This is a genomic window from Nonomuraea sp. NPDC005501 (assembly GCF_040605905.1).
GTDB lineage: Bacteria > Actinomycetota > Actinomycetes > Streptosporangiales > Streptosporangiaceae > Nonomuraea.
Genome location: NZ_JBEXDT010000047.1, coordinates 1 through 19,088, shown reverse-complemented (window position 1 = coordinate 19,088; position 19,088 = coordinate 1). Strand labels below are relative to the sequence as shown.

The following is a 19,088-nucleotide window of genomic DNA, read 5'->3' as shown; positions in this document are numbered from 1 at the left end:
TCGGCGCTCGAAGATTATGCATGGTCCATCCGAAGAATGACACCTCTAGCCGTGAATGGATCATGCGGTTAGCATCGGCGCTGACCGCACGGACACATCTGTCAGCACCCGGGTCGCGAGACCGCCGTAAGTATCTCGCCGATCTCTAGATCGGCGATGCGAGAGCTCTCCCAGCAGGCTCGTTCCTTCCCCAGCAGAGGTGTTGATGGCGTATTCGCATGCACAGGCCTCGGTCGTCGGCGGGGATCCGTGGAACTCCCCGCTCGCGTGCGTGGGAGACGCCCTCGACGGCGGCACGTGCGTGACCGTCTCGGGCGCCGTCGTGGCGCTTCTCGAGTCGCCCGTGTGGGCGCGGATCCAGGGAGGCGATGTGTGATGGATCGACCGGCCGAAATGATCGCGCTGATCGGGATCGGCTGCCGCCTGCCTGGCGGCGTCCGTTCGGCGGACGACTACTGGAGCCTGCTGTGCGAGGGCAGGGACGCCGGCGGACCGGCGCCCGTCGACCGCTGGCGCGACTACGCCGATCGCGGCCCCTCGTACGCGGCGGCGGTACGGCGGACCCTCGCACACGGCAGCTTCCTGGACGGGGCCGCCGACTTCGACGCGGAGTTCTTCGGGCTCTCGCCGCGCGAGGCGGAGCTGATGGACCCGCAGCAGCGCCTCGTGATGGAGACCGCGTGGGAGGCGCTGGAGCACGCCGGGGTGTCGCCGGACAGACTGGCCGGCACGGACGCGGGCGTGTACGTGGGCGTCTGCACCGGCGACTACGGGCATCGGCTGCTGGAGGACCTGCCCGACATCGAGGCGTGGACCGGGATCGGCGCCGCCACCTGCGCGGTGGCCAACCGTGTGTCGTACGCGCTCGACCTGCGCGGCCCGAGCCTGGCGGTGGACACGGCCTGCTCGGCGTCGCTGGTCGCCGTCCATCTGGCCGCGCAGGCCCTGCGAGCCGGCGAGACCGACGTGGCGCTGGCCGGCGGGGTCAACCTCATCCTGTCCCCCGGCGAGACGCTGACCCTGGACGCCGCGGGCACGCTGGCACCGGACGGGCGGAGCAAGTCGTTCGACGCGGCCGCCGACGGGTACGGGCGGGGCGAGGGCGCGGCGGTCGTGGTGCTCAAGCGGCTCGCCGACGCCGTACGGGACGGGGACCGGGTCCTCGCCACCATCCGTGGCAGCGCGGTCAGCCAGGACGGTCGCACCGCGGGCATCATGGCGCCGTGCGGCCAGGCGCAGGAGCACGTCATGCGCCGCGCGCTGCGGCAGGCGGGCGTCGAGCCGGAGACGGTCGGTTACGTCGAGGCGCACGGCACCGGCACCGCGATAGGCGACCCCCTGGAAGCCGGCGCGCTGGGCGCCGTGTACGGGAAGGGCAGGCCGGCGGAGCAGCCGTGCCTGATCGGTTCGGCCAAGTCCAACATCGGTCACCTTGAGGGTGCCGCCGGCATCGCCGGCCTGGTCAAGGCCGTCCTGGCGCTCGAACGCGGCGAGCTCCCGCCGAGCCGGCACGACACGCCCACTCCGGCCGTCGACTGGGCGGGCGCCGGGCTGCGCGTGGTCGACAAGCCGACGCCGTGGCCGGGCTCCGCGCATCCGCGCCGGGCCGCGGTCTCCGCCTTCGGCTACGGCGGCACCATCGCCCACGTCGTCCTCGAACAGGCCCCGCCGGCCGGGCCGCCGGCCGGGGGGCCCGCGGGCCGGTTGTATCCGGTGTCGGCCGCGTCGCGGGCGGCGTTGCTGCAGGCCGCCGGCAACCTCGCCGGCGTCGTCGGCGACCTGCCGGCTGCCGACGTCGGGCACACGCTCGCGCTGCGCCGAGCCCACCTGTCCCACCGGGCGGTGGTGGCGGCGGAGAGCCCGGCCGCGCTGGCCGACCGGCTGCGCGCCCTGTCGACCGGCGCCGCGCACAAGGCGGTGACCACCGGGCAGGTGCTCGTCGATCCCGGTCCCGGCCCGGTGTTCGTGTTCTCCGGACACGGCTCACAGTGGGCCGGCATGGGCCGCGAGCTGCTGGCCACCGAGCCGGCGTTCGCCGCGGTGATCGACGAGCTGGAGCCGGTGTTCGCCGCCGAGATCGGCTTCTCGCCACGGGAGACCCTCACCGAGGACGAGCTGACCGAGGTGGACCGCGTCCAGACCATGATTTTCGCGATGCAGCTCGGCCTCGTCGAGCTGTGGCGTCAGTACGGGGTGCGTCCGCACGCGGTCATCGGTCATTCGGTCGGTGAGATCGCCGCCGCCGTGACGGCCGGGGCGCTGAGCCGCCTGGACGGCGCCCGGTTGATCTGCCGCCGGTCCCGGCTGCTGCGACAGGTCGCCGGCCGTGGTGCGATGGCCATGGTGCAGCTGCCGTTCGCCGAGGCGACGCGGCTGCTGGGAGACCGTACCGACGTGGTCGCCGCGATCGCGTCGTCGCCCGGCTCGACGGTCGTCTCCGGCGATCCGGACGCCGTGGCCGAGGTGCTGGCCGGCTGGATCGAGGAGGGGATCCCGGCCCGCCGGGTCACCTCGGACGTGGCGTTCCACGGGCCGCAGATGGATCCGCTCCTGGCCGACCTGACCGCCGCCGCGGCCGACCTCGCCGTCGGCGCCCCCGACATCCGCGTCTACTCGACGGCGCTGGACGATCCACGGGAGGCCCCTGGCTTCGACGGCGCGTACTGGGCCGCGAACCTGCGCCGGCCGGTGCGCCTGACGGACGCGGTCGCGGCGGCCGCCGCCGACGGATACCGCTCGTTCGTCGAGCTCTCCCCCCACCCGGTGGTCACCCACTCGGTGCTGGACACGCTGAGCACGGCCGGGCACGACGTCTTCGTCGGCGCGTCGTTGCGGCGGAACCGTCCCACCCGGGCCACCCTGCTGGCCGGCGTGGCCGAAGCACACTGCGCCGGCCTCGATGTGGACTGGCATCGGCTGCAACCGTCCGGCGGGCCGGTCGTGCTCCCGTCCTACCCCTGGCAGCACCGCAGGCACTGGCGGACGCCGTCGGCCCCCGACATGGCCGGTCGCGGCCACGATCCGGACACGCACACGCTGCTCGGCGACGGCGTCGATCTCGCGGGCACCGACATACGGCTCTGGCGGACCGGCGTGGACGACCAGACCCGGCCCTATCCCGGCAGCCATGCCATCGAGGGCGTGGAGATCGTGCCGGCCGCGGTGCTCGCGGCGACCTTCTTCGCCGCCGCCGGTGGTCAGGTGCTCGGTGAGGTGACGATGTCGGCGCCGCTGCTGACCGCCGAGCGCCGCGAGGTCCAGGTCGTACGGCAGGGAACCGGGCTGCGGCTGGCCGCCCGTGCCGCGGGCGAACCGGACGCCGCCTGGCAGATGATCGCCACCGCCACGGTGCCCGCCTCGCCGGGAGAGGCGCCGGCTCAGCCGGCGCAGCTGATCCCGCCGGCGGATCCGGACCTGGTCATGCAGCGGCTCGCCGCCGTGGGCGTACCCGGAACCGGGTTCGACTGGACGGTCGAGGAGCTGCTGCGCGGCCACGGCGCGCTGCGCGCCCGGGTACGGTGCGGGCCGGCCGCCACGTGGGCGCCCGTCCTGGACGCGGCGATGTCGGTGGCGCCGAGCGCGTTCCCCGGCGACCCGCTGCTTCGCATGGTGACGCACGTGGATCGGCTGGTCACGGTCGGGGAGCCACCGGACATGGTGGACATCGAGGTGTGGCTCGACCCCGAGCGCACCGACACGGTGCAGGTACGGGTGACCGACCGCGCCGGCGCCGTCGTCGGCTGGCTGTCGGGACTGCGGTACCCGGTGATCGACGCGCCGGCCCCCGCCGAGAACGGCGCCGACGGCGTGCGGCCCGCCGAATCCATCGCCGGCCTGGGGCCTGAGGAGCTGCGCGCGTTCCTGCTGGAGGAGGTCGGCGCGCAGATCGCCGAGGAGATGCGGCTGGCCCCCACGGACCTGTCGCCGCATCGACCGCTGATCGAGCAGGGGCTGGACTCGGTGCTGACGGTGGTCGTCCGGCGGCGGCTGGAGAAACGGTTCCGATGCTCGCTGCCGACGACCCTGCTGTGGCGGCAGCCGACCGTCGCCGCGGTCTCCGACTACATCGCCGAGCTGGTGTCCGCCTCGGGCGGCGACGGGAGCGCCGATGCGGGGTGAGGGAGTGGTCGCCCGCTCTTCGAGGTGCCGATCCAGCATGGCCAGGTGCACGACTCTTCTGGTGCGGATCGCCGGCTTCGCCGACCTTCAGGTGCCTGTTCGAAAGGCTCAGCCGCGGGGGGCGTACATGATCACCAGGACGCCGACGAGACAGATGGCCGAGCCGATGAGGTCCCAGCGGTCCGGGTGGAACTTGTCCACCACCACGCCCCACAGCAGGGAGCCCGCCACGAACACGCCTCCGTAGGCGGCGAGGATGCGGCCGAAGTGGGCGTCCGGCTGCAACGTGGCGACGAACCCGTACAGGCCGAGAGTGATCACCCCGGCGCCGATCCACAGCAGCCCGCGCTGCTCTCTGACTCCCTGCCAGATCAGCCAGGCCCCGCCGATCTCGGCGAGCGCCGCGAGCACGAACAGCAGGAGAGAGCGCGCGACCGTCACGAATCCGACTGTAGGGGATCGCCGCCGGGGAGCCGATCCCGCTCGGCGAACGGCAGCGGGCAGTGCGGGCTCGTGGCGCACGCCACCAGGTCGTCGCATCCGGTGTTCACCGCCTGGATCAGCGTCTCCCGGACTGCTCGGAGTTCCTCGATCCGCCGCTCGACCTCCGCGAGCTTCGCCGGCGCCCGCACCAGCAGACCGTGCCCGGAAATGCCGAGGTCGGCGATCTCGTCCAGGGTGAAGCCGAGCTTCTGGGCCGCCTTGATCGCACGCAGCGCGACCACGGTCTCCGGCGGATACAGCCGATGGCCGCCGTAGGTCCGGCCCGGCTCTCGTAGCAGGCCACGCCGATGGTAGTAGCGCAACGTCTGCGCGTTGACCCCTACGGCCCTGGCGACCTCACCGGTGCGCAGCCACCCGCCGTTCACGGCGAGACCCGCGGGGCACTACGGAGCGCGCGAGCCTGGAGGCCGTCGAGCACGCCGGCATGGGCGGAGGGCACCTTCACGTCCAGGATCAGCCGCGCGCCGTCAGCGGTGAGGCAGCCGGTGGTGAGAGAGCCGGTGGTGAGAGAGAAGGTGAAGAAGGAGCAGCAGCTCGTCTCCCTGGCGGTCAGGCCGCGCGTGGTCTCCTCCACCTGGGGTCCGCCGTCCAGTGCGAGCCGCAGGTGCGTAGGTCCGATCCGCTCCAGCCCGCGCAGGGCCGTCGCGAACAGCTCGTCGAACTCCGCCACGCGCAGCGGGCGTTCCTCGGTCGGCAGGGTGCATTCCGCCGGCGCCCATTCCATGGATGCCTCCAGTGGCCGTGAACGTGTCTGTGCTCGACGGTAACCCTGTACCTGGGTACGGGATGCAACTCCGGCCGGCGTGGCAGGCTGTCCGCGTGCGAATTGTCTTGCTCGGCCCGGTGCAGGTCCACGGCGACGACGCGAAGCCGGTCGAGATCGCCGGTGCCCGGTTGCGCATGTTGCTGGCCCGGCTGGCTCTGGAGGCGGGCCGGCCCGTGTCCGCCGACTCGCTCATCGACGATCTGTGGGGCGCCGAGGCGCCCGCCGGGGCGCCGGCGGCGTTGCAGGGGCTGGTGTCCCGGCTGCGCAGGGCCCTGGTGGGGGTGGGGACGGTGGCGCTGGTGGCGGGAGGCTACCGGCTGCCCGTACGGGCCGAGGACGTGGACGCGCACCGGTTCGAGGAGCTGGCCGGGCAGGGCCGGAGGGAGCTGGCCGCGGGCCGGTTCCAGGAGGCCGCCGCCCTGTCCGGCGCCGCCCTGGACCTGTGGCGGGGCGCGGCGCTGGCGGATGTGCTGGAGGCCCCGTTCGCCCGCAACGCCGCCACGCGGCTGGACGAGCTGCGGGTCGCGGCCCTGGAGGACCGCTGCGACGCGGAGGTGCGGCTGGGCCGGCACGCCGAGGTGGCGGCGGACCTCGGCGCGGTGGCCGCCGCCCACCCTCTGCGCGAGCGTACGGCGGAGCTGCGGATGCGGGCCCTGTCAGCGGCGGGACGTCAGTCGGACGCCCTGGCGGTGTACGAGGAGATCCGCGGCAGGCTGGGCGAGGAGCTAGGCGTCGATCCGTCGCCCGAGCTGCAGGAGGTCCATCTGGCGTTGCTGCGCGGCGAGCTGGACCGGCCGGTGGTGCGGCCCGAGGCGGCGGCGAGCCGGCTGCCGGCGCAGCTCACCAGCTTCGTCGGCAGGGAGGACGAGCTCGACCGGCTCGCTGAGCTGATGGCCGCCTCCCGGCTGGTGACGATCGTCGGGCCCGGAGGGGCCGGCAAGACGAGGCTGTCGCTGGAGGCGGTGTCCCGTGACCGGGCCTGCGGGAGCGGCCGGGTGTGGTTCGTGCCCCTGGCCGGTGTGGGGCAGCCGGACCAGCTGGCCGACGCGGTGCTCGGCGCGCTCGGCGGCCTGTACGGCAGCGGGCAGCCGCGGCAGGCCGATCCGGCGGACCGGATGGTCGAGCGGCTCGACGTCGGCGACGCCGTACTGCTGCTGGACAACTGCGAGCACCTGGTCGAGGAGGTGGCGGCGCTGGCCGATCGGCTGCTGGAGCGGTTGCCGCAGCTGAGGATCCTGGCCACCAGCAGGGAGCCGCTGGCGATCACCGGGGAGTCGCTGTGCCACCTGGGCCCGCTGGACGTGCCCTCGGGAGAGCCGGAGCCTGAGGAGGCGGCCGGGGCGGCGGCGGTGCGCCTGTTCGTCGACCGGGCCGCGAGTGTGCGGCCGGGGTTCGCGCTCGACGCGTCCACGGTGGACGCCGTGGTGGAGATCTGCCGCCGGCTCGACGGGATGCCGCTGGCCCTGGAGCTGGCGGCGGCGAAGCTGCGTTCGATGGGCGTGGAGCAGATCGCCCGCCGGCTGGACGACCGGTTCCGGTTGCTGACGTCGGGCAGCAGGGCCGCGCTGCCACGCCAGCGCACGCTGCTGGCCCTGGTCGAGTGGAGCTGGGACCTGCTGGACGAGCCCGAGCGGGTGCTGGCGCGCAGGCTGTCGGCGTTCCCCGGCGGTGCGAGCCTGGCCACGCTGGAGGCGGTCTGCCCGGACGAATCGCTGCCGGCGGAGGACGTGCTGTACGTGGTCGGCTCCCTGGTCGAGAAGTCCATCGTCCAGCAGGCCGGCGACCGTTACCGCATGCTGGAGACGATCAGGGCGTACGCCGCGTCCCGGCTGGCCGCGTCCGGTGATGACGTGTCCGCCCGGTTCGCCGGCCACTTCCTGGCGCTGGCCGAGGAGCACGAGCCGCTGCTGCGCACCGGGGACCAGCTCCGCGCGATCGCTGTCTTCGACGCCGAGTACGACAACCTGGCCTTCGGGCTGCGGACGGCCCTGGACGCCCGGGACACGCTCATGGCGTCCGGCTTCGTCAGGTCGTTGTTCTGGTACTGGGGGCTCAGGGGGATGACCAGCCAGTGCGCGACGTCCGTGGAGGAGGTGCTCAAGCTCGGCGACGCGCTGCCCGCCCACGTCCGCGACGCCTTCGGCGTGATGCGGGGCGCCGCCGGCCCCCTCTTCGGCGGCGAGCAGGTGCCGGACGCGGACCCGGCGGCGGTGGCGGCGTTCCATCCCGCGCTGCCGATGCTGCGGATGGCGCAGCTGGCGTCCGTCCCCGACGGCTCCGAGCTGGTGGAACGCCAGCTCCAGGAGGCGCTGCGCTCTCCGGACCCCTGGGTGCGGGCGAGCGTGCTGTGGACGCAGGACCACATCCGGGTGGAGCGGGGCGACCTGACGACCGGCGCCCGGAGCAGGCAGGAGGCGCTGCGCGGCTTCGAGGAGGTCGGCGACCGGTGGGGACTGGTGATGAGCCTGCTCCGTGTCAGCCGCGACCACTCGCTGCGGGCCGAGCACGACCAGGCCGTCGCCACCGCGCAGCGAGCCGTCGCGATCGGCTCCGAGCTCGGCACGGAGATGCACCTCTACTGGACCAGGTCCAGGCTCGCGCGGGCGCGTATGAACAGCGGCGACCTGGACGGCGCCCTGCGGGACATCCATGCCGCCCTGCTCCAGGCCAAGGAGCGCGGTCACCGGCGCATCGAGGCCAACATGCTGTCCTCCCTGGCCACCGCGTACCGCCTGGCGAAGGACGTGGAGCGGGCCCACCGAACCCTGGACCGGATGGAGGAGCTGGCCCGGCGGCTGCCGTCCGAGGGGCTGCCCGGCGACGCGGTCGCCGGGTTCAGGATGGCCAACCGGCTGGCCGAGGGAGCGGCGGGGCCGGCGCGTGAGCTGCTGCCCGGTGTCGTCCGCATGGTGTTCGCCCATGGCCAGGCGAGCGCCCTGGCCTGGGCCGCCGAGCTGCTGGGATGGCTGCTGGCGCTGGAGGACGACCCGGCCGGGGCGGCGACGGCGCTGGGGATGAGCGCGGTCATCCGCGGCTGGTTCGACGAGGGCGACCCGGAGCTGCGCGTGGTGGTCGCCGGCCTCGCCGGACGGCTGGGCGAGGACGCGTACCGGGCGGCCTACCGCCAGGGCGCGGAGATGCCGAGGCGGGAGGCGCTGGACCGGCTGGCGCAGGCCCAGCTCGTCGGCGGTGACACCGGTCCCGTCCAGCCTTCTGACCAGCGCGGACACCAGCATCGGGCCGTCGGCCCAGGCGGCTCGGCAGCACCAGGTTCTCCACGCCCGACAGGGACTCGTCCACGGACGCGTACCGACCGGTGAGCCCGGTCGGGGGCGGCGGCACAGCCGCCGCCCTGCCGGGCGGGCATGCGGCCTGGAGGCCGGTCCCGCCCGGCAGCGGCCCAAGCCGTCCATGACCTATGACAGTCGGCCCACCGTGCCGGGGACTCCCCATCTGGACACCGCGCTTTTCGGAAATCCGACATCACGCAGCGCGTCACTGTGAAAACTCTCGTTTCCGGAAACCTCCCCTTTCTGTACTGCCCTTTCCGGAAACAGCGGTTTCTCGAAATCGAACTTTCCTCATATTTCTCACAAACCCTTGAACCCAGCTCACGCTCCCCCCCGTACATCCCCACACAGGCAATTCCTTTCCGAGACAAGGAGCGCCATGTTAACCACCCGTACCACCATCGCCGCGCCGGTCCTCGCCGCCGCATTCGTTCTCATAACCGTTCCCGCCAGCGCCCAGGCGCAGAGCCAGGCACCCGCCGCCTCTGCCTGCCGCCAGATCGTCATCACGGGATCCAACGTCGGTGTCCGAGAGTTCGCCCACAACAACGCGCAGGTGTTGCAGACGCGCAAGACTAAAAGCGTTCTCACTTCCTGCCAGTTCGTCCGCGGCAACGGCAGCAATTCGTACACCCCCAAGTGCGGAGCAAGTGGTCGCAACTGGTTCCAGGTCAATATCAAGCCCACGCGCGACGAATTCGGCTTCGAGGTCAACAAGGGGTACGTCCCCGCCACATGCGCCCGCGTCCGCTGACGCGCCTCTGCTCTGACCGCCCCCAGAGCGCACAAGTGACCCGGCATCGGGACGACTCCTCCCGGTGCCGGGTTTCTCATGATCATGTAGGGGGCCGTGCAGTCGCCGGATCCCCGCAACTTCGCCGGCAGCTCCGGGGCGACGTACTTCCTCGCCGCGACCCTGGCCGGCGCCCTGCTGCTGTGCGCCCGCGCCCCCAAGGAGAGGCTGCTCGCGCTCGCGGCGCCGGCGCTCGGGCTGGCGCTGTGGTTCGCGCAGGACAACGGGCACGGGCTGGTGGCGGTCTACGGGTTCGTGGTGGGCGCCCTTGTCTGGGCCGTGGCACGCCCCCTGCGTCAGGGGCGCGCCGTCCCGGCGTAGCGGCGCAGGCGGGCCGCCGCCGTGGCGAGGTCGGCCGCGGCCGTCGCGCAGGCGGCCACGTGGGCCTCGACGGCCTGGCACAGCCAGGGCGGCGCGACGCCGGCGGCCTTCAGCCCGGCCTCGATCGCGCGCAGGCGCTCGGCGCATTCGGCGAGCGCGCGGGCGTCGGACTCCAGGACCACGGCATGGGCGGCGATCACAGGAGATCTCCCGGGCACCGGACTCTCCGCGGGCGTCGTGGGATCGGCGGGCATCGGTCCTCCGGTCAGGGGGCCGGCACCGGGACGGCGGCGTCCCGGAGCGTCTGGCGGGTGGTGGCCGACAGGCACAGCAGCGGGCGCGCGCCGTCGAGGCCCAGCTCGCGCAACCGGCGGGCCAGCGGATCGGCCGAGCGCGGCTCGACGGCCAGCCGCAGCCGTGGAACGGGATGCAGACGGGCCGCGCCGCGGGTGCGCACGCACGAGCGCAGCGTCGTGTCCGCCGCCCGCGCGTAGCCGACCAGGTCGCGATCGCCCACGGGCAGTCCGGGGCCGAGGCGCCCGCGCAGGGTGAGCAGCCGGTCCCCGGGAGCGCCGACGGCGACGCGCACCGACCTCGCGGTCAGGTCGAACTCCAGCGGCGCCAGGTACGGCTCCCCACCCCACAACCGCGGCGCCAGCGCGGAGAGGGCGGCGGTGTCCACCACGGAGCCGGTCAGGAAGCCACCCGAGCGCCTCCGGTCGGCGCCACGCGGCAGATCCGGCCAGACGAGCACCGGCCGGGACCGCCACGGGCCGGGCACGACGACGCCGAGGTGCAGCTCACGGTAGGCGCCCACGCTCGTACGACGGTTCCAGGCGGCGTGCAGGGCGACGACGGCGCGCCCGGCCACCCGCACGGCCGGGCCCAGCCCGGTGCCCTTCAGCAGCGCCGCCGCCACGCCCGCGTCCGCGGTGAAGTACGCCGTGAGGGCGCTGCCGTCCTGGCACCTGATCGGCAGCTCCACGGGCCCCTCGGGACCCGGCACCGTGTGGGTGGGCACGGCGAGGAACGGGAACCCCTCGGGCCGGGGAGCCCGGTCGAACAGCTGGTACGCCTGTGTGCGCACCACCGCCCCCCGGTAGGGCGCGAGGTGCCCGTCGATCCGGTCACGGGCCTCGGGGAGGTCGTCGGCGAGGTTGGCGATGTAGCGCTCGACGCTGTGGCAGAGCGGGAACAGGTGCGTGGGGTCGGCGTAGTCCACCACGTACCAGTCGGGGTGCAGGTCGAAGCAGCCACCCGCGCCCTGCCCGTCGAGGGTGGGGACGATGTCGTGCTGGTTGGTGACGCTGGCGACCCAGGTGCGCGGGTCGGCGGGCCGCTTGAAGTCGACGGGAGAGCCGACCGCGACGGCGTGGGTGACGGTGTAGCGGGCGCAGAATCCCGCGTCCTGCGCGAGGTTCATGACGGCGGCGCCGCCCGCGCTGTGCCCGATGAGGGCCAGCTCGGCGCCCTGGGGCAGGCCGTAGTCGGCGACGGCCAGCGCCACGGCACGGCTGTAGGGGCTGCGGGCCAGCACGGCGCTGCTGAAGGCGCCGAGCAGGTCCTGGGGCGAGTCGTGGTCGGGCCGGCCCGCCCGCATGCCGGGCGCCTGGACGACGTGGCGCACCACCCCGTCGGGGCCCTCGACGCTCTGGATCAGCATCCGGCCCGTGGTGCCGACCGCGCTGATGTTGCGCAGGAAGCCGAGGAGGGATCCCTTCGTGGCCAGTCGCGCGGACTCGGCCTCGGCCAGCTCGATCCGGCGCGCGGCCCCCTCCCCCGTGTCGAGGGCGGCGACGGCCCGGTTGCTCATGCCCGTGATCGGGTCGGCCGTGGCGAAGCCCGTTCCGGTGGCGATCAGCCAGGCGGTCGCGTCGTTGAGCGGGTTCTCGTCCAGCAGCGCCCGCAGGGCGAGGACCTCACCGAAGACCGGGGCGAGCTGACTCAGCACGCGCACCGCGCCGCGGTCCCTGAGCAGCGCGCGCAGCGCGCGAACGGCCTCCAGGTCCCGGTCGGCGGCGGCAGCCTCGATCAGCCGGTCGAGCATGGGGTCGCCGGTCAGCTCGGGGTGGTCGGCGGCGACGGCGGCGATCCGCAGCCGCAGCGAGGTGGCCAGCACGCGCACGGCCAGGCTCTCCGCGCCCGCCAGGGTGCCGAGCGAGGCGGCCAGGGCGCCCAGCCTGCCGCCGGCGGGCGCGTAGCCGAGACCACGGCCGTTGGTGATCGCGCGCAGCAGCGCGCCATGGGCCCGGCAGCCGGCCGAGGGCGCGCTCGGCAGGGCGCGGAGGGCGGCGCCGTCGGTGAGCGCGGCCGTGGCGTGGACCGCCGCATCCCGGATCACGACGCCGATGTCGGCCAGCTCGCGGGCCGCGGCTCGCAGCGGCTCCGGCGCCGGGCCGGTCTCGCCGCTCACCGATCCGCGCCCCACGACATGCTGACGAAGCGGGGCCGGGAATCCTCCGGGACGTTGCGGTGCAGCACGTCCGACAGCGATCTCGTGGTGGCGATGACCCGCAGGCCGGTCGGCGAGAAGGTCGCGGCGTTGAACACCCGCGGGGCCAGCAGGGGGTTCGTCAGCGCCTGGGAGAAGGCGTCGATGGCGATGATCTTGGTGAGGAGCGGCGGCAGGATGGCGCCGGGAGCGCCGGGCTCCTCGGCGAACAGGCCGACGTACAGGTCGAGGTCGTCCACGCTCCGATACAGCTCCCGCAGCGCGCCGCTGACCCGCTCGTCGCCGGAGACCTGCTCGAAACGGCGCACCGGGGGGAAGCGGCAGTGCTCGCGGTAGCGGTTGTAGGAGGCCAGCGCGAGGGTCCGCGAGTCGGCGATGCTGGCCGCGTCGACCTCCCTCAGCAAGGGATCGGTGTTGAACAGTCCGAGGCGGCCGGCGCGCTGGCGGGAGGCGTCCTCGAAGAGCCGGCCGAGGCCGTGCTCGGGGATCAGCGCGCCGCCGAGCAGGGTCTGCTCCATCGGCAGCTCGTGGCCGCCCACGGAGAGCCGGGACGGGATCAGGCTGTGCCAGCGGTAGACGAGGTTGAACTCCACCGAGGCCCAGTTCTCGCGGTGCCAGGGCGCGCGGGCCAGCACGGACGACAGCCGCGGGTCGAGGGTGAAGCGGAAGTGGTAGGGCGTGATGTGGTTGATGTACTCCTCGACCACCAGCTTGATCAGCAGCACGATGAGGACGTTGCGGGCCGTCTGGAACAGCCGCTCGTCGTCCCAGCGCGGGTGGCTCTCGGCGAGCAGGCGCGCCACCCTGTTGTGCTCGCGCAGGAACAGCACCGTGAGCATGGTGAAGCCGAGCTGGATGTTGCCGCGGTCGCTGCCCGTCGCGAACAGGGTGTCGCGCTGGGCGTCGGTCAGCTCGTCGAAGCGGATGACGCTCAGCGGGGCGAACTCCGGCTTGATCTTGCCGTTCTCGCACAGCTGGGGCGGGAACTCCCCGCCGCCGACGATCCGGCTCTTGAGCAGCCCGCCGTCGAACGCGCGCAGCGCCGCCGTCGCGTCCTCGTGGAGGCCGTACACCTGGTTCAGGTCGATGTGGTGGTTGGAGCTGTTCTTGCGGGGGTCGCGCGGGATGTTGACGTCACCGCGCAGGAAGCCGTCGGTGAACCACTGGGCGAAGTAGGCGAACAGCACCGTGGAGCGCGGGCAGGGGATCATGGTCTCGCCGCGGGCGAACAGCTCGGCGGCCCGCTCGGGGCTGGGCCGGCCGTCCTCGGACGCGGCGGCCGGGGGCAGGTGCCTGCCGCTGTAGGTGCGGTCGGTCAGCGAGGCCCAGGACGTGTAGCCGGCCATGGTGCTCAGCGGCTCGGGCCGTGGGGGCATCTCGCGGATCGCGTGGTCGATCAGCGAGGCGTTGAGGCGCCGCCGCAGGGGCTGGACGGCCTGGACGAGGTCCCAGAACGGCCGGCCGTTGGTCAGCGCCAGGAACCTGAGCCGGTTGACGGCCCCGTCGGTGGCGATGGTCCGTGCCGTCGTCATCATTCCTGCCCTTCGGGGCCGAGCCCCAGGACGAAGCGGTCGGGGAAGATCCCGTGGGAGCGGGTGACCCGGCCCTCCGGCGGTGGCAGCAGGCGCACACCGGGGCGCAGCAGCAGGCGGCGCAGGACCTCGCAGACGACGACCCTGGCGGGATGGACGCCGAGGCAGGCGTGGTGGCCGTGGCCGAAGAACAGCTGCTGGTGGCCGGGCCGGTCGAGGCGGAACTCGTCGGGCTCCGCCACCACGTCCGCGTCGAACATGGCCGAGGCCGGCGCGGCCAGCACGAACGTGCCCGCGGGGATCGGCGTCGCGCGCGGGGTGCCCGCGGCCAGGACGTGGTCGTGCTCGCACAGCCGGGGAAGCAGCTTGAAGAACGGGTTGAACCGCAGCGCCTCCCAGACGTACCCGTCGAAGCGGTCGGGATCGCGGGCCGCCTCGACGGCCCGCGCCAGCACCGGCGGGCGCAGCAGGAGCTGCTCGACCGCCTCGGCCATGGCCCCGGGCGCGCTCTCCACGAAGCCCAGCGGCAGGCCGGCCATGTTGACGACGACGCGCTCGTCGTCCACGCCGATCCCGGCGGGCAGGGTGGTGCCGGCGAGCCGGCCGAAGACGGTGTCGGGCAGGTCGTGTCCCGCCAGCCGCGCGGCCCTGAGCTCGGCGAGCCGGCCGCGCAGGTACGCCGTCATCTCCGCGCCCGCCTGGACCGACGCGGACTGGATGTCCGGGTCGCCGAGGAAGTTGGCGAAGCCGTCGGTGACGATGGCCCGGGTCCACCGGGACAGCGTCTGCGCGTCGGGGCCGGGGAAGCCGAAGTACTCCGCGCAGACGCCCAGCGCGACGTGGCGGAACAGCGAGTGGACCGCCTCGACGCGGCCGTCCGGCCAGGCGGCGTCCAGCGCCTCGTCGGCCAGGCGCCCGGCCACCTCACGCACGCCGTCCACGTCGCCCGGGTCGAGCATGACCCGCATCAGGCCCTTGTCGCGCCAGTTCATCGCCGTGGCGTCCCGGCCCAGCATGAACGGGCCGCCCAGCGCGGCGTCGAGGCGCGGGGCGAAGGCGCGCACCGAGAAGACCGACTCGCGGGAGAGCACCTCGGTGACATCGGCGAAGCGGGTCACGACCGTGAAGGCGGGCGTGACGAAGATCGGCCGCCGCTCGCGGAGCTCGGCGAACAGGGCGCGCCAGTCCGTGCGCATCCACTCGCGGACCAGGCCGAACGCGGACGTCGGGTCGCGGGCCAGCGCCTCGTCGTACCTCTCCAGATAGCCGCCCGTGGTCGTCTGACCGACAGCACCCATGCGTGGACCCTTCCGTCTGAAGCCGGAGCGAACAGAGATCATCACGTTGTGTAGCCACAATCTAGACAGGGACGGCCCACCGGCTCATGGCTACGGTGTGCAGTGTTATGACTCCACTAAGTGACGGGAACGTCACTCCGGAGCCATTGCCGGGATCCGGGGAGGCGGCCGTTCAATGAGGAGCCGCATCCGTCTTAGCGATCATGGGAGGTAGCGTGACCTCGTCGGCCATCCCGCAGCCGGGCTCGGGCACGGGCTCGGGCACGGCGGAGACGGTGACGGTCACCACCGGCCGCCGGACCGTCTACCTGGTCGTCCTCGTGGTGCTCCCCGTGCTGCTGCTGGGCCTCGCCGTGCCCGCCGTCTGGGGATGGGGCATCGGGCCGCGGGACGTGGTCATCGCGGTCGTGATGTACCTGGTCAGCATCTTCGGGATCGCCATCGGCTACCACCGGCTGTTCACCCACCGGGCGTTCAGGTGCCGCAGGCCGCTGCGCGTCGCGCTCATGCTGGCCGGCGGCATGGCGGTCGAGGGCCCGGTCACCCTGTGGACGGCCGAGCACCGGCGTCACCACAAGTACGCCGACCGCGAGGGCGACCCGCACTCGCCGTGGCGCTACGGCGACGACGGCCTGGCCCTGCTGCGTGGCATGGCGCACGCCCACGTGGGCTGGTTCTGGACCGCGCGCCGGCGCTCCAGCCCCCGGCACTGGGTGCCCGACCTGCTGGCCGATCCGGACGTGCGGCGCTTCGACGCCGCCTATCCGGCGGTCGTGGCGTTGTCGTTCGCGCTGCCGGCCGTGGCGGGCGGGCTGTGGTCGATGTCGTGGGCGGGCGCGTGGACCGCGTTCTTCTGGGGCGGGCTGGTCCGCTACGCCGTGGTGCACCACGTCACGTGGTCGGTGAACTCGGTCGCGCACACCTTCGGCGACCGGCCGTTCCGTACCCGGGACCGCTCCTCGAACGTGTGGTGGGTGGCGATGCTGACCCTCGGCGAGGGCTGGCACAACTGGCACCACGTGGAGCCCACCTGCGCGCGTCACGGGGTACTCAAGGGGCAGCTCGACCCGAGCGCGCGGCTGATTCGCTGGTTCGAGGCCGCGGGCTGGGCGTACGGCGTGCACTGGCCGGATCCCGGCCGCCTGACGGCCCGCCGCGCCGGCGGGGACGGAGAACGACCCCACGGCGGGTGACGGCTCCGGCCGGACACCTGTCATCATCCTGCCGAGATCCGCTCGAATCTCCCGTCCGGGCGTATGGTGGCCGTACGGCCAACGACGCGCGAGGATGCATCATCAGCGAATACTTCACCTCATCCCCAACACCCCGGCCACGGCGCCGCGTGACCGAGACGGCCATCCTCGGCACCCGCCCTCAGCTTCCGGCGGACGTCGAGCACTGGACCTGCCTCCACGGCCGGCACGCGGGGCAGGGCTGTGTCGCGTGTTACCAGGAGGCCGTGGAGGCCGAGGCGGATCCGGCGCTGCCGGTGTGGGAGGTGGCGGTGTGGTTCACCTCCCCCCGACCGATCCCGATCAGGGCCCTGCACGATGTGCACCGCCACAACCGCCACTTCGCGATCGACCAGCCGTCCACTCCGCTGATCTTCCTGCTGACGGGCCAGGCCCGCGCGGAGCGGGGCGTGGAGGCGGTGGCGGGCCTGGTCGGGTTCCTGGTGCAGAACCGGCACATCGTGGACGAGTTCACCGTGACGGAGGTCCGCGCCGTCCACTCCCTGACGGCCTGACCCGGTCCTACTTCGACAGGTACAGGACCTTCCAGGTGCCCGCGTACAGGCAGGTGTCCGAGGGGCGGGTGGCGCCGCTGGGCTGCGCGCAGACCTTCAGCTCGACCTGGTAGACGTCGTGGTGGCTGAAGGAGAACCGCTTCGGGGTGCCGTACGAGCAGTCGCGGACGCTGTGGTGCTTGAACGGCAGGTTGTTCGAGGAGTCCCGGTACGTGATGCGGAAGACGGCCCAGCCGCAGGTGGAGGTGGCGCGGGTGGAGTCCGTGAGCTTCCCGGTGATCTTGACGGTGTCGGCCGCCGGGATGTCGGCGTGGTCCTCTCCGGAGGCGGTCAGAGTGCCGAGGGCCTTGGCCGCGTGGCCCGGCGCGTAGGAGGGGCCCCAGGGGGTGGTCGCGGCGGCCTGGGCGGCGGGGGTGAACGCGATGAGTGCTGCGGCGAGACCGGACAGGGCCACCAGGGGGCGTGCGATCTTCATGGAGAGTTCCTCTCTCTCGTAGCTGACCGCAATGTCCGTCATACCGCTTTCAGGTGGCTTGCGAGCTGACGGTCGCCTGACATGCGCGCCCGTCAGGCGACCGTGCAAGGAGAGGCGTTGAGGGTGAACGCCGTGGGCTTGGCGCTGTCGCCCGTGTGGGTGGCCTGGAAGCCGATGCTGGTCGAGGCGCCGGGCGCCAGGGTCGCGTTGTAGGACAGGTTGGCGGCGGTCACCTTGCCGGTGGCGGGGTTGTAGGTGGCGTTCCAGCCGCTGGTGATGGCCTGGCCGGCGGGGAGGGTGAAGGTCAGGGACCAGCCGTTGACGGGCGCGGTGCCGGTGTTGGTGACGGTGAGCGTCGCGGTCAGGCCGGTGTTCCAGGCGTTGGTGGTGACGGCCACGCGGCACGCGCCCGGGGCGGGGGTGACCGTCGGCGTGGGCGTGGGGGTCGGCGTGGGGGTCGGCCCGCCCGTGGTGAGGCCCATGAAGTCGAGGGCCATCGCGGCCATCCCGGAGACCAGGATGTTGTGGGTGCCGCCCTCGACGCTGATCCCCTCGACCGAGGCCGTGACGCCGGTGCCGCCGTAGCGGGTGCGGGTCCACGCGGGCTGCGGGTGGTCGGTGAGCGCCGGGGTCTGGCTGACGCCGAGCACGTTCGTCCACTGCTTGAGCTGCTCGCCGAAGTTGGCGTAGTTCAGTGTGGTGTCGTTCGTGCCGTACCAGACCTGCATGCGCGGGCGCGGCCCGGTGTAGCCGGGGTAGGCGGCGCGGACCAGGTCGCCCCACTGCTGCGGGGTCTTGATGAGGTTGCCGCTCGAACAGGTGCTGTTCCACATCGAGCCGTCGGTGGTGGCGAAGCAGCCGAACGGCACGCCGGCGAACGCCGCTCCGGCCTTGAACACGTCCGGGTAGTCGCCGAGCAGGACGTTCGTCATCATCGCGCCCGACGACAGGCCCGTGGCGTACACGCGGCCCGCGTCGGCGTTCCGGTGCTGGATCTCCCACTGGACCATGGACACGATGCCCGCCGGGTCGCTGTTGCCGTTGTGGGTCAGGGCGCCCGGTGTCGAGACGTCGAAGCACAGGCTGCTGCGCGTCACCGACGGGTACACGACGATGAAGCCGTACCGGTCGGCCAGCGACGCGAACTCGGTGCCGGAGTGCATCGCCGGGCCGGAGCCGCCGCAGTAGTGGGCGGCCACGAGGACGGCCGGGCGCGCGGTGACGCTCGCCGGGACGTACTCGTACATGCGGAGGTTCGTCGGGTTCGCCCCGAAGCCGGTCACCTCGGTCAGCGCCGCCGCCGACGTGGGGAGCGCGGAGGCGAGCCAGCCGCAGACCGCCACCGCGAGGGTGATGAGCACCGCCATGACCTTCGTCGTCGTCCTCATCGCCGCGCGGCCTCCTCAGGCTCCGGGTGGCCCGCACGCTAGGGAGCTGCGGCGGGGGCGTCAACGCGGCGGCCGGGGGCGTGTCCGCCACCTCGGCGCGCCGCTGAAACTTTCACGGCCGCGGTGCGGGCTCCCGCGCCTCTACCGGCGTCATGCGGTACGGGACCCCCGCACCCCGGGGGCGGTCCTTTACAGGCGGACCGGGCGAACCCAGCATGAGGCGACTTCGAGCAACGTGCGTCGATTGGACCCCCATGAGGACTCGCCGTCTCTGCGCCGCCACCGCCTCGACGGTGCTCCTGGGCGCCCTCGCTCTCGCCGGGCCGGACACGGCCGGAGCGAGCACGGCCGGGGCGAGCACGGCCGGGGCGAGCACGGCCGGGGCGAGCACGGCCGCGAGCGC

15 protein-coding genes are annotated in these 19,088 nt (G+C 73.3%); 6 read left to right on the top strand and 9 right to left on the bottom strand.

All coding sequences use genetic code 11. The features are described from left to right. Window positions 1-375: 375 nt before the first annotated feature. Window positions 376-4,119, top strand: a complete 3,744-nt coding sequence (locus tag ABZS51_RS22635; RefSeq protein WP_355444246.1) for an acyltransferase domain-containing protein — start codon at window positions 376-378, stop codon at window positions 4,117-4,119. Window positions 4,120-4,227: 108 nt separating this feature from the next. Here ABZS51_RS22635 and ABZS51_RS22630 read toward each other — a convergent pair whose 3' ends face one another. The 3 genes from ABZS51_RS22630 to ABZS51_RS22620 are packed head-to-tail and all read right to left on the bottom strand — an operon-like array spanning window position 4,228 to window position 5,347. Further along, on the bottom strand, window positions 4,228-4,560 hold the full coding sequence (locus tag ABZS51_RS22630; protein WP_355444243.1) for a YnfA family protein: 333 nt from the start codon (window positions 4,558-4,560) through the stop codon (window positions 4,228-4,230). Continuing rightward, window positions 4,557-4,988, bottom strand: coding sequence for a MerR family transcriptional regulator (locus tag ABZS51_RS22625; protein ID WP_355444240.1), 432 nt, complete (start codon window positions 4,986-4,988; stop codon window positions 4,557-4,559). The genes ABZS51_RS22630 and ABZS51_RS22625 overlap by 4 nt, the downstream gene beginning before the upstream one ends. Beyond that, window positions 4,985-5,347 carry a hypothetical protein gene (locus ABZS51_RS22620; protein WP_355444237.1) on the bottom strand — a complete coding sequence of 121 codons (363 nt, stop codon included), beginning with the start codon at window positions 5,345-5,347 and terminating at the stop codon, window positions 4,985-4,987. The genes ABZS51_RS22625 and ABZS51_RS22620 overlap by 4 nt, the downstream gene beginning before the upstream one ends. Before the next feature lie 95 nt (window positions 5,348-5,442). Here ABZS51_RS22620 and ABZS51_RS22615 point away from each other — a divergent pair, with 95 nt between their 5' ends. The 3 genes from ABZS51_RS22615 to ABZS51_RS22605 all read left to right on the top strand — a co-directional run bounded on the left by ABZS51_RS22615 (window position 5,443) and on the right by ABZS51_RS22605 (window position 9,793). Then, window positions 5,443-8,709, top strand: coding sequence for a BTAD domain-containing putative transcriptional regulator (locus ABZS51_RS22615; RefSeq protein WP_355444234.1), 3,267 nt, complete (start codon window positions 5,443-5,445; stop codon window positions 8,707-8,709). A 349-nt stretch (window positions 8,710-9,058) separates the two neighbouring features. Next, entirely contained in the window at window positions 9,059-9,433 is a 375-nt protein-coding gene (locus ABZS51_RS22610; RefSeq protein WP_355444231.1) for a hypothetical protein, read from the top strand. A 96-nt stretch (window positions 9,434-9,529) separates the two neighbouring features. After that, window positions 9,530-9,793 carry a hypothetical protein gene (locus ABZS51_RS22605; RefSeq protein WP_355444228.1) on the top strand — a complete coding sequence of 88 codons (264 nt, stop codon included), beginning with the start codon at window positions 9,530-9,532 and terminating at the stop codon, window positions 9,791-9,793. On the opposite strand, the gene ABZS51_RS22600 is transcribed toward ABZS51_RS22605, so the two are convergent. The 4 genes from ABZS51_RS22600 to ABZS51_RS22585 all read right to left on the bottom strand — a co-directional run bounded on the left by ABZS51_RS22600 (window position 9,769) and on the right by ABZS51_RS22585 (window position 15,075). After that, entirely contained in the window at window positions 9,769-9,993 is a 225-nt protein-coding gene (locus ABZS51_RS22600) for a hypothetical protein (protein ID WP_310715954.1), read from the bottom strand. The genes ABZS51_RS22605 and ABZS51_RS22600 overlap by 25 nt on opposite strands. 65 nt (window positions 9,994-10,058) lie before the next feature. Further along, window positions 10,059-12,206: a hypothetical protein gene (locus ABZS51_RS22595; RefSeq protein WP_355444225.1), complete on the bottom strand. Its 2,148-nt coding sequence runs from the start codon at window positions 12,204-12,206 to the stop codon at window positions 10,059-10,061. Then, window positions 12,203-13,777 carry a peroxidase family protein gene (locus ABZS51_RS22590; protein ID WP_355444222.1) on the bottom strand — a complete coding sequence of 525 codons (1,575 nt, stop codon included), beginning with the start codon at window positions 13,775-13,777 and terminating at the stop codon, window positions 12,203-12,205. Before ABZS51_RS22590 ends, ABZS51_RS22595 begins: the two co-directional genes overlap by 4 nt. Next, window positions 13,777-15,075, bottom strand: coding sequence for a cytochrome P450 (locus ABZS51_RS22585; protein ID WP_355444220.1), 1,299 nt, complete (start codon window positions 15,073-15,075; stop codon window positions 13,777-13,779). Before ABZS51_RS22585 ends, ABZS51_RS22590 begins: the two co-directional genes overlap by 1 nt. Window positions 15,076-15,290: 215 nt before the next feature. Between ABZS51_RS22585 and ABZS51_RS22580 the strand changes: the two genes are divergently transcribed. Both ABZS51_RS22580 and ABZS51_RS22575 read left to right on the top strand, forming a co-directional pair. Next, window positions 15,291-16,268, top strand: a complete 978-nt coding sequence (locus tag ABZS51_RS22580) for an acyl-CoA desaturase (protein WP_355444217.1) — start codon at window positions 15,291-15,293, stop codon at window positions 16,266-16,268. 149 nt (window positions 16,269-16,417) lie between these two features. Further along, window positions 16,418-16,822 (top strand): hypothetical protein, encoded by a 405-nt coding sequence (locus ABZS51_RS22575; protein WP_310716948.1) that lies wholly within the window; start codon window positions 16,418-16,420, stop codon window positions 16,820-16,822. Between the two features lie 7 nt (window positions 16,823-16,829). On the opposite strand, the gene ABZS51_RS22570 is transcribed toward ABZS51_RS22575, so the two are convergent. Together ABZS51_RS22570 and ABZS51_RS22565 are read right to left on the bottom strand one after the other, a co-directional pair. After that, window positions 16,830-17,297 (bottom strand): hypothetical protein, encoded by a 468-nt coding sequence (locus ABZS51_RS22570; RefSeq protein ID WP_355444214.1) that lies wholly within the window; start codon window positions 17,295-17,297, stop codon window positions 16,830-16,832. Between the two features lie 92 nt (window positions 17,298-17,389). After that, window positions 17,390-18,685 carry a PHB depolymerase family esterase gene (locus tag ABZS51_RS22565; protein WP_355444212.1) on the bottom strand — a complete coding sequence of 432 codons (1,296 nt, stop codon included), beginning with the start codon at window positions 18,683-18,685 and terminating at the stop codon, window positions 17,390-17,392. Window positions 18,686-19,088 lie beyond the last annotated feature (403 nt).

Excerpts from the sequence above, each read along its gene's own strand:
- ABZS51_RS22635 (WP_355444246.1), top strand. The coding sequence starts at position 376 with ATGGATCGACCGGCCGAAATGATCGCGCTGATCGGGATCGGCTGCCGC.
- ABZS51_RS22620 (WP_355444237.1), bottom strand. The coding sequence starts at position 5,347 with ATGGAATGGGCGCCGGCGGAATGCACCCTGCCGACCGAGGAACGCCCG.
- ABZS51_RS22610 (WP_355444231.1), top strand. The coding sequence starts at position 9,059 with ATGTTAACCACCCGTACCACCATCGCCGCGCCGGTCCTCGCCGCCGCA.
- ABZS51_RS22590 (WP_355444222.1), bottom strand. The coding sequence starts at position 13,777 with ATGACGACGGCACGGACCATCGCCACCGACGGGGCCGTCAACCGGCTC.
- ABZS51_RS22585 (WP_355444220.1), bottom strand. The coding sequence starts at position 15,075 with ATGGGTGCTGTCGGTCAGACGACCACGGGCGGCTATCTGGAGAGGTAC.
- ABZS51_RS22570 (WP_355444214.1), bottom strand. The coding sequence starts at position 17,297 with ATGAAGATCGCACGCCCCCTGGTGGCCCTGTCCGGTCTCGCCGCAGCA.
- ABZS51_RS22565 (WP_355444212.1), bottom strand. The coding sequence starts at position 18,685 with ATGAGGACGACGACGAAGGTCATGGCGGTGCTCATCACCCTCGCGGTG.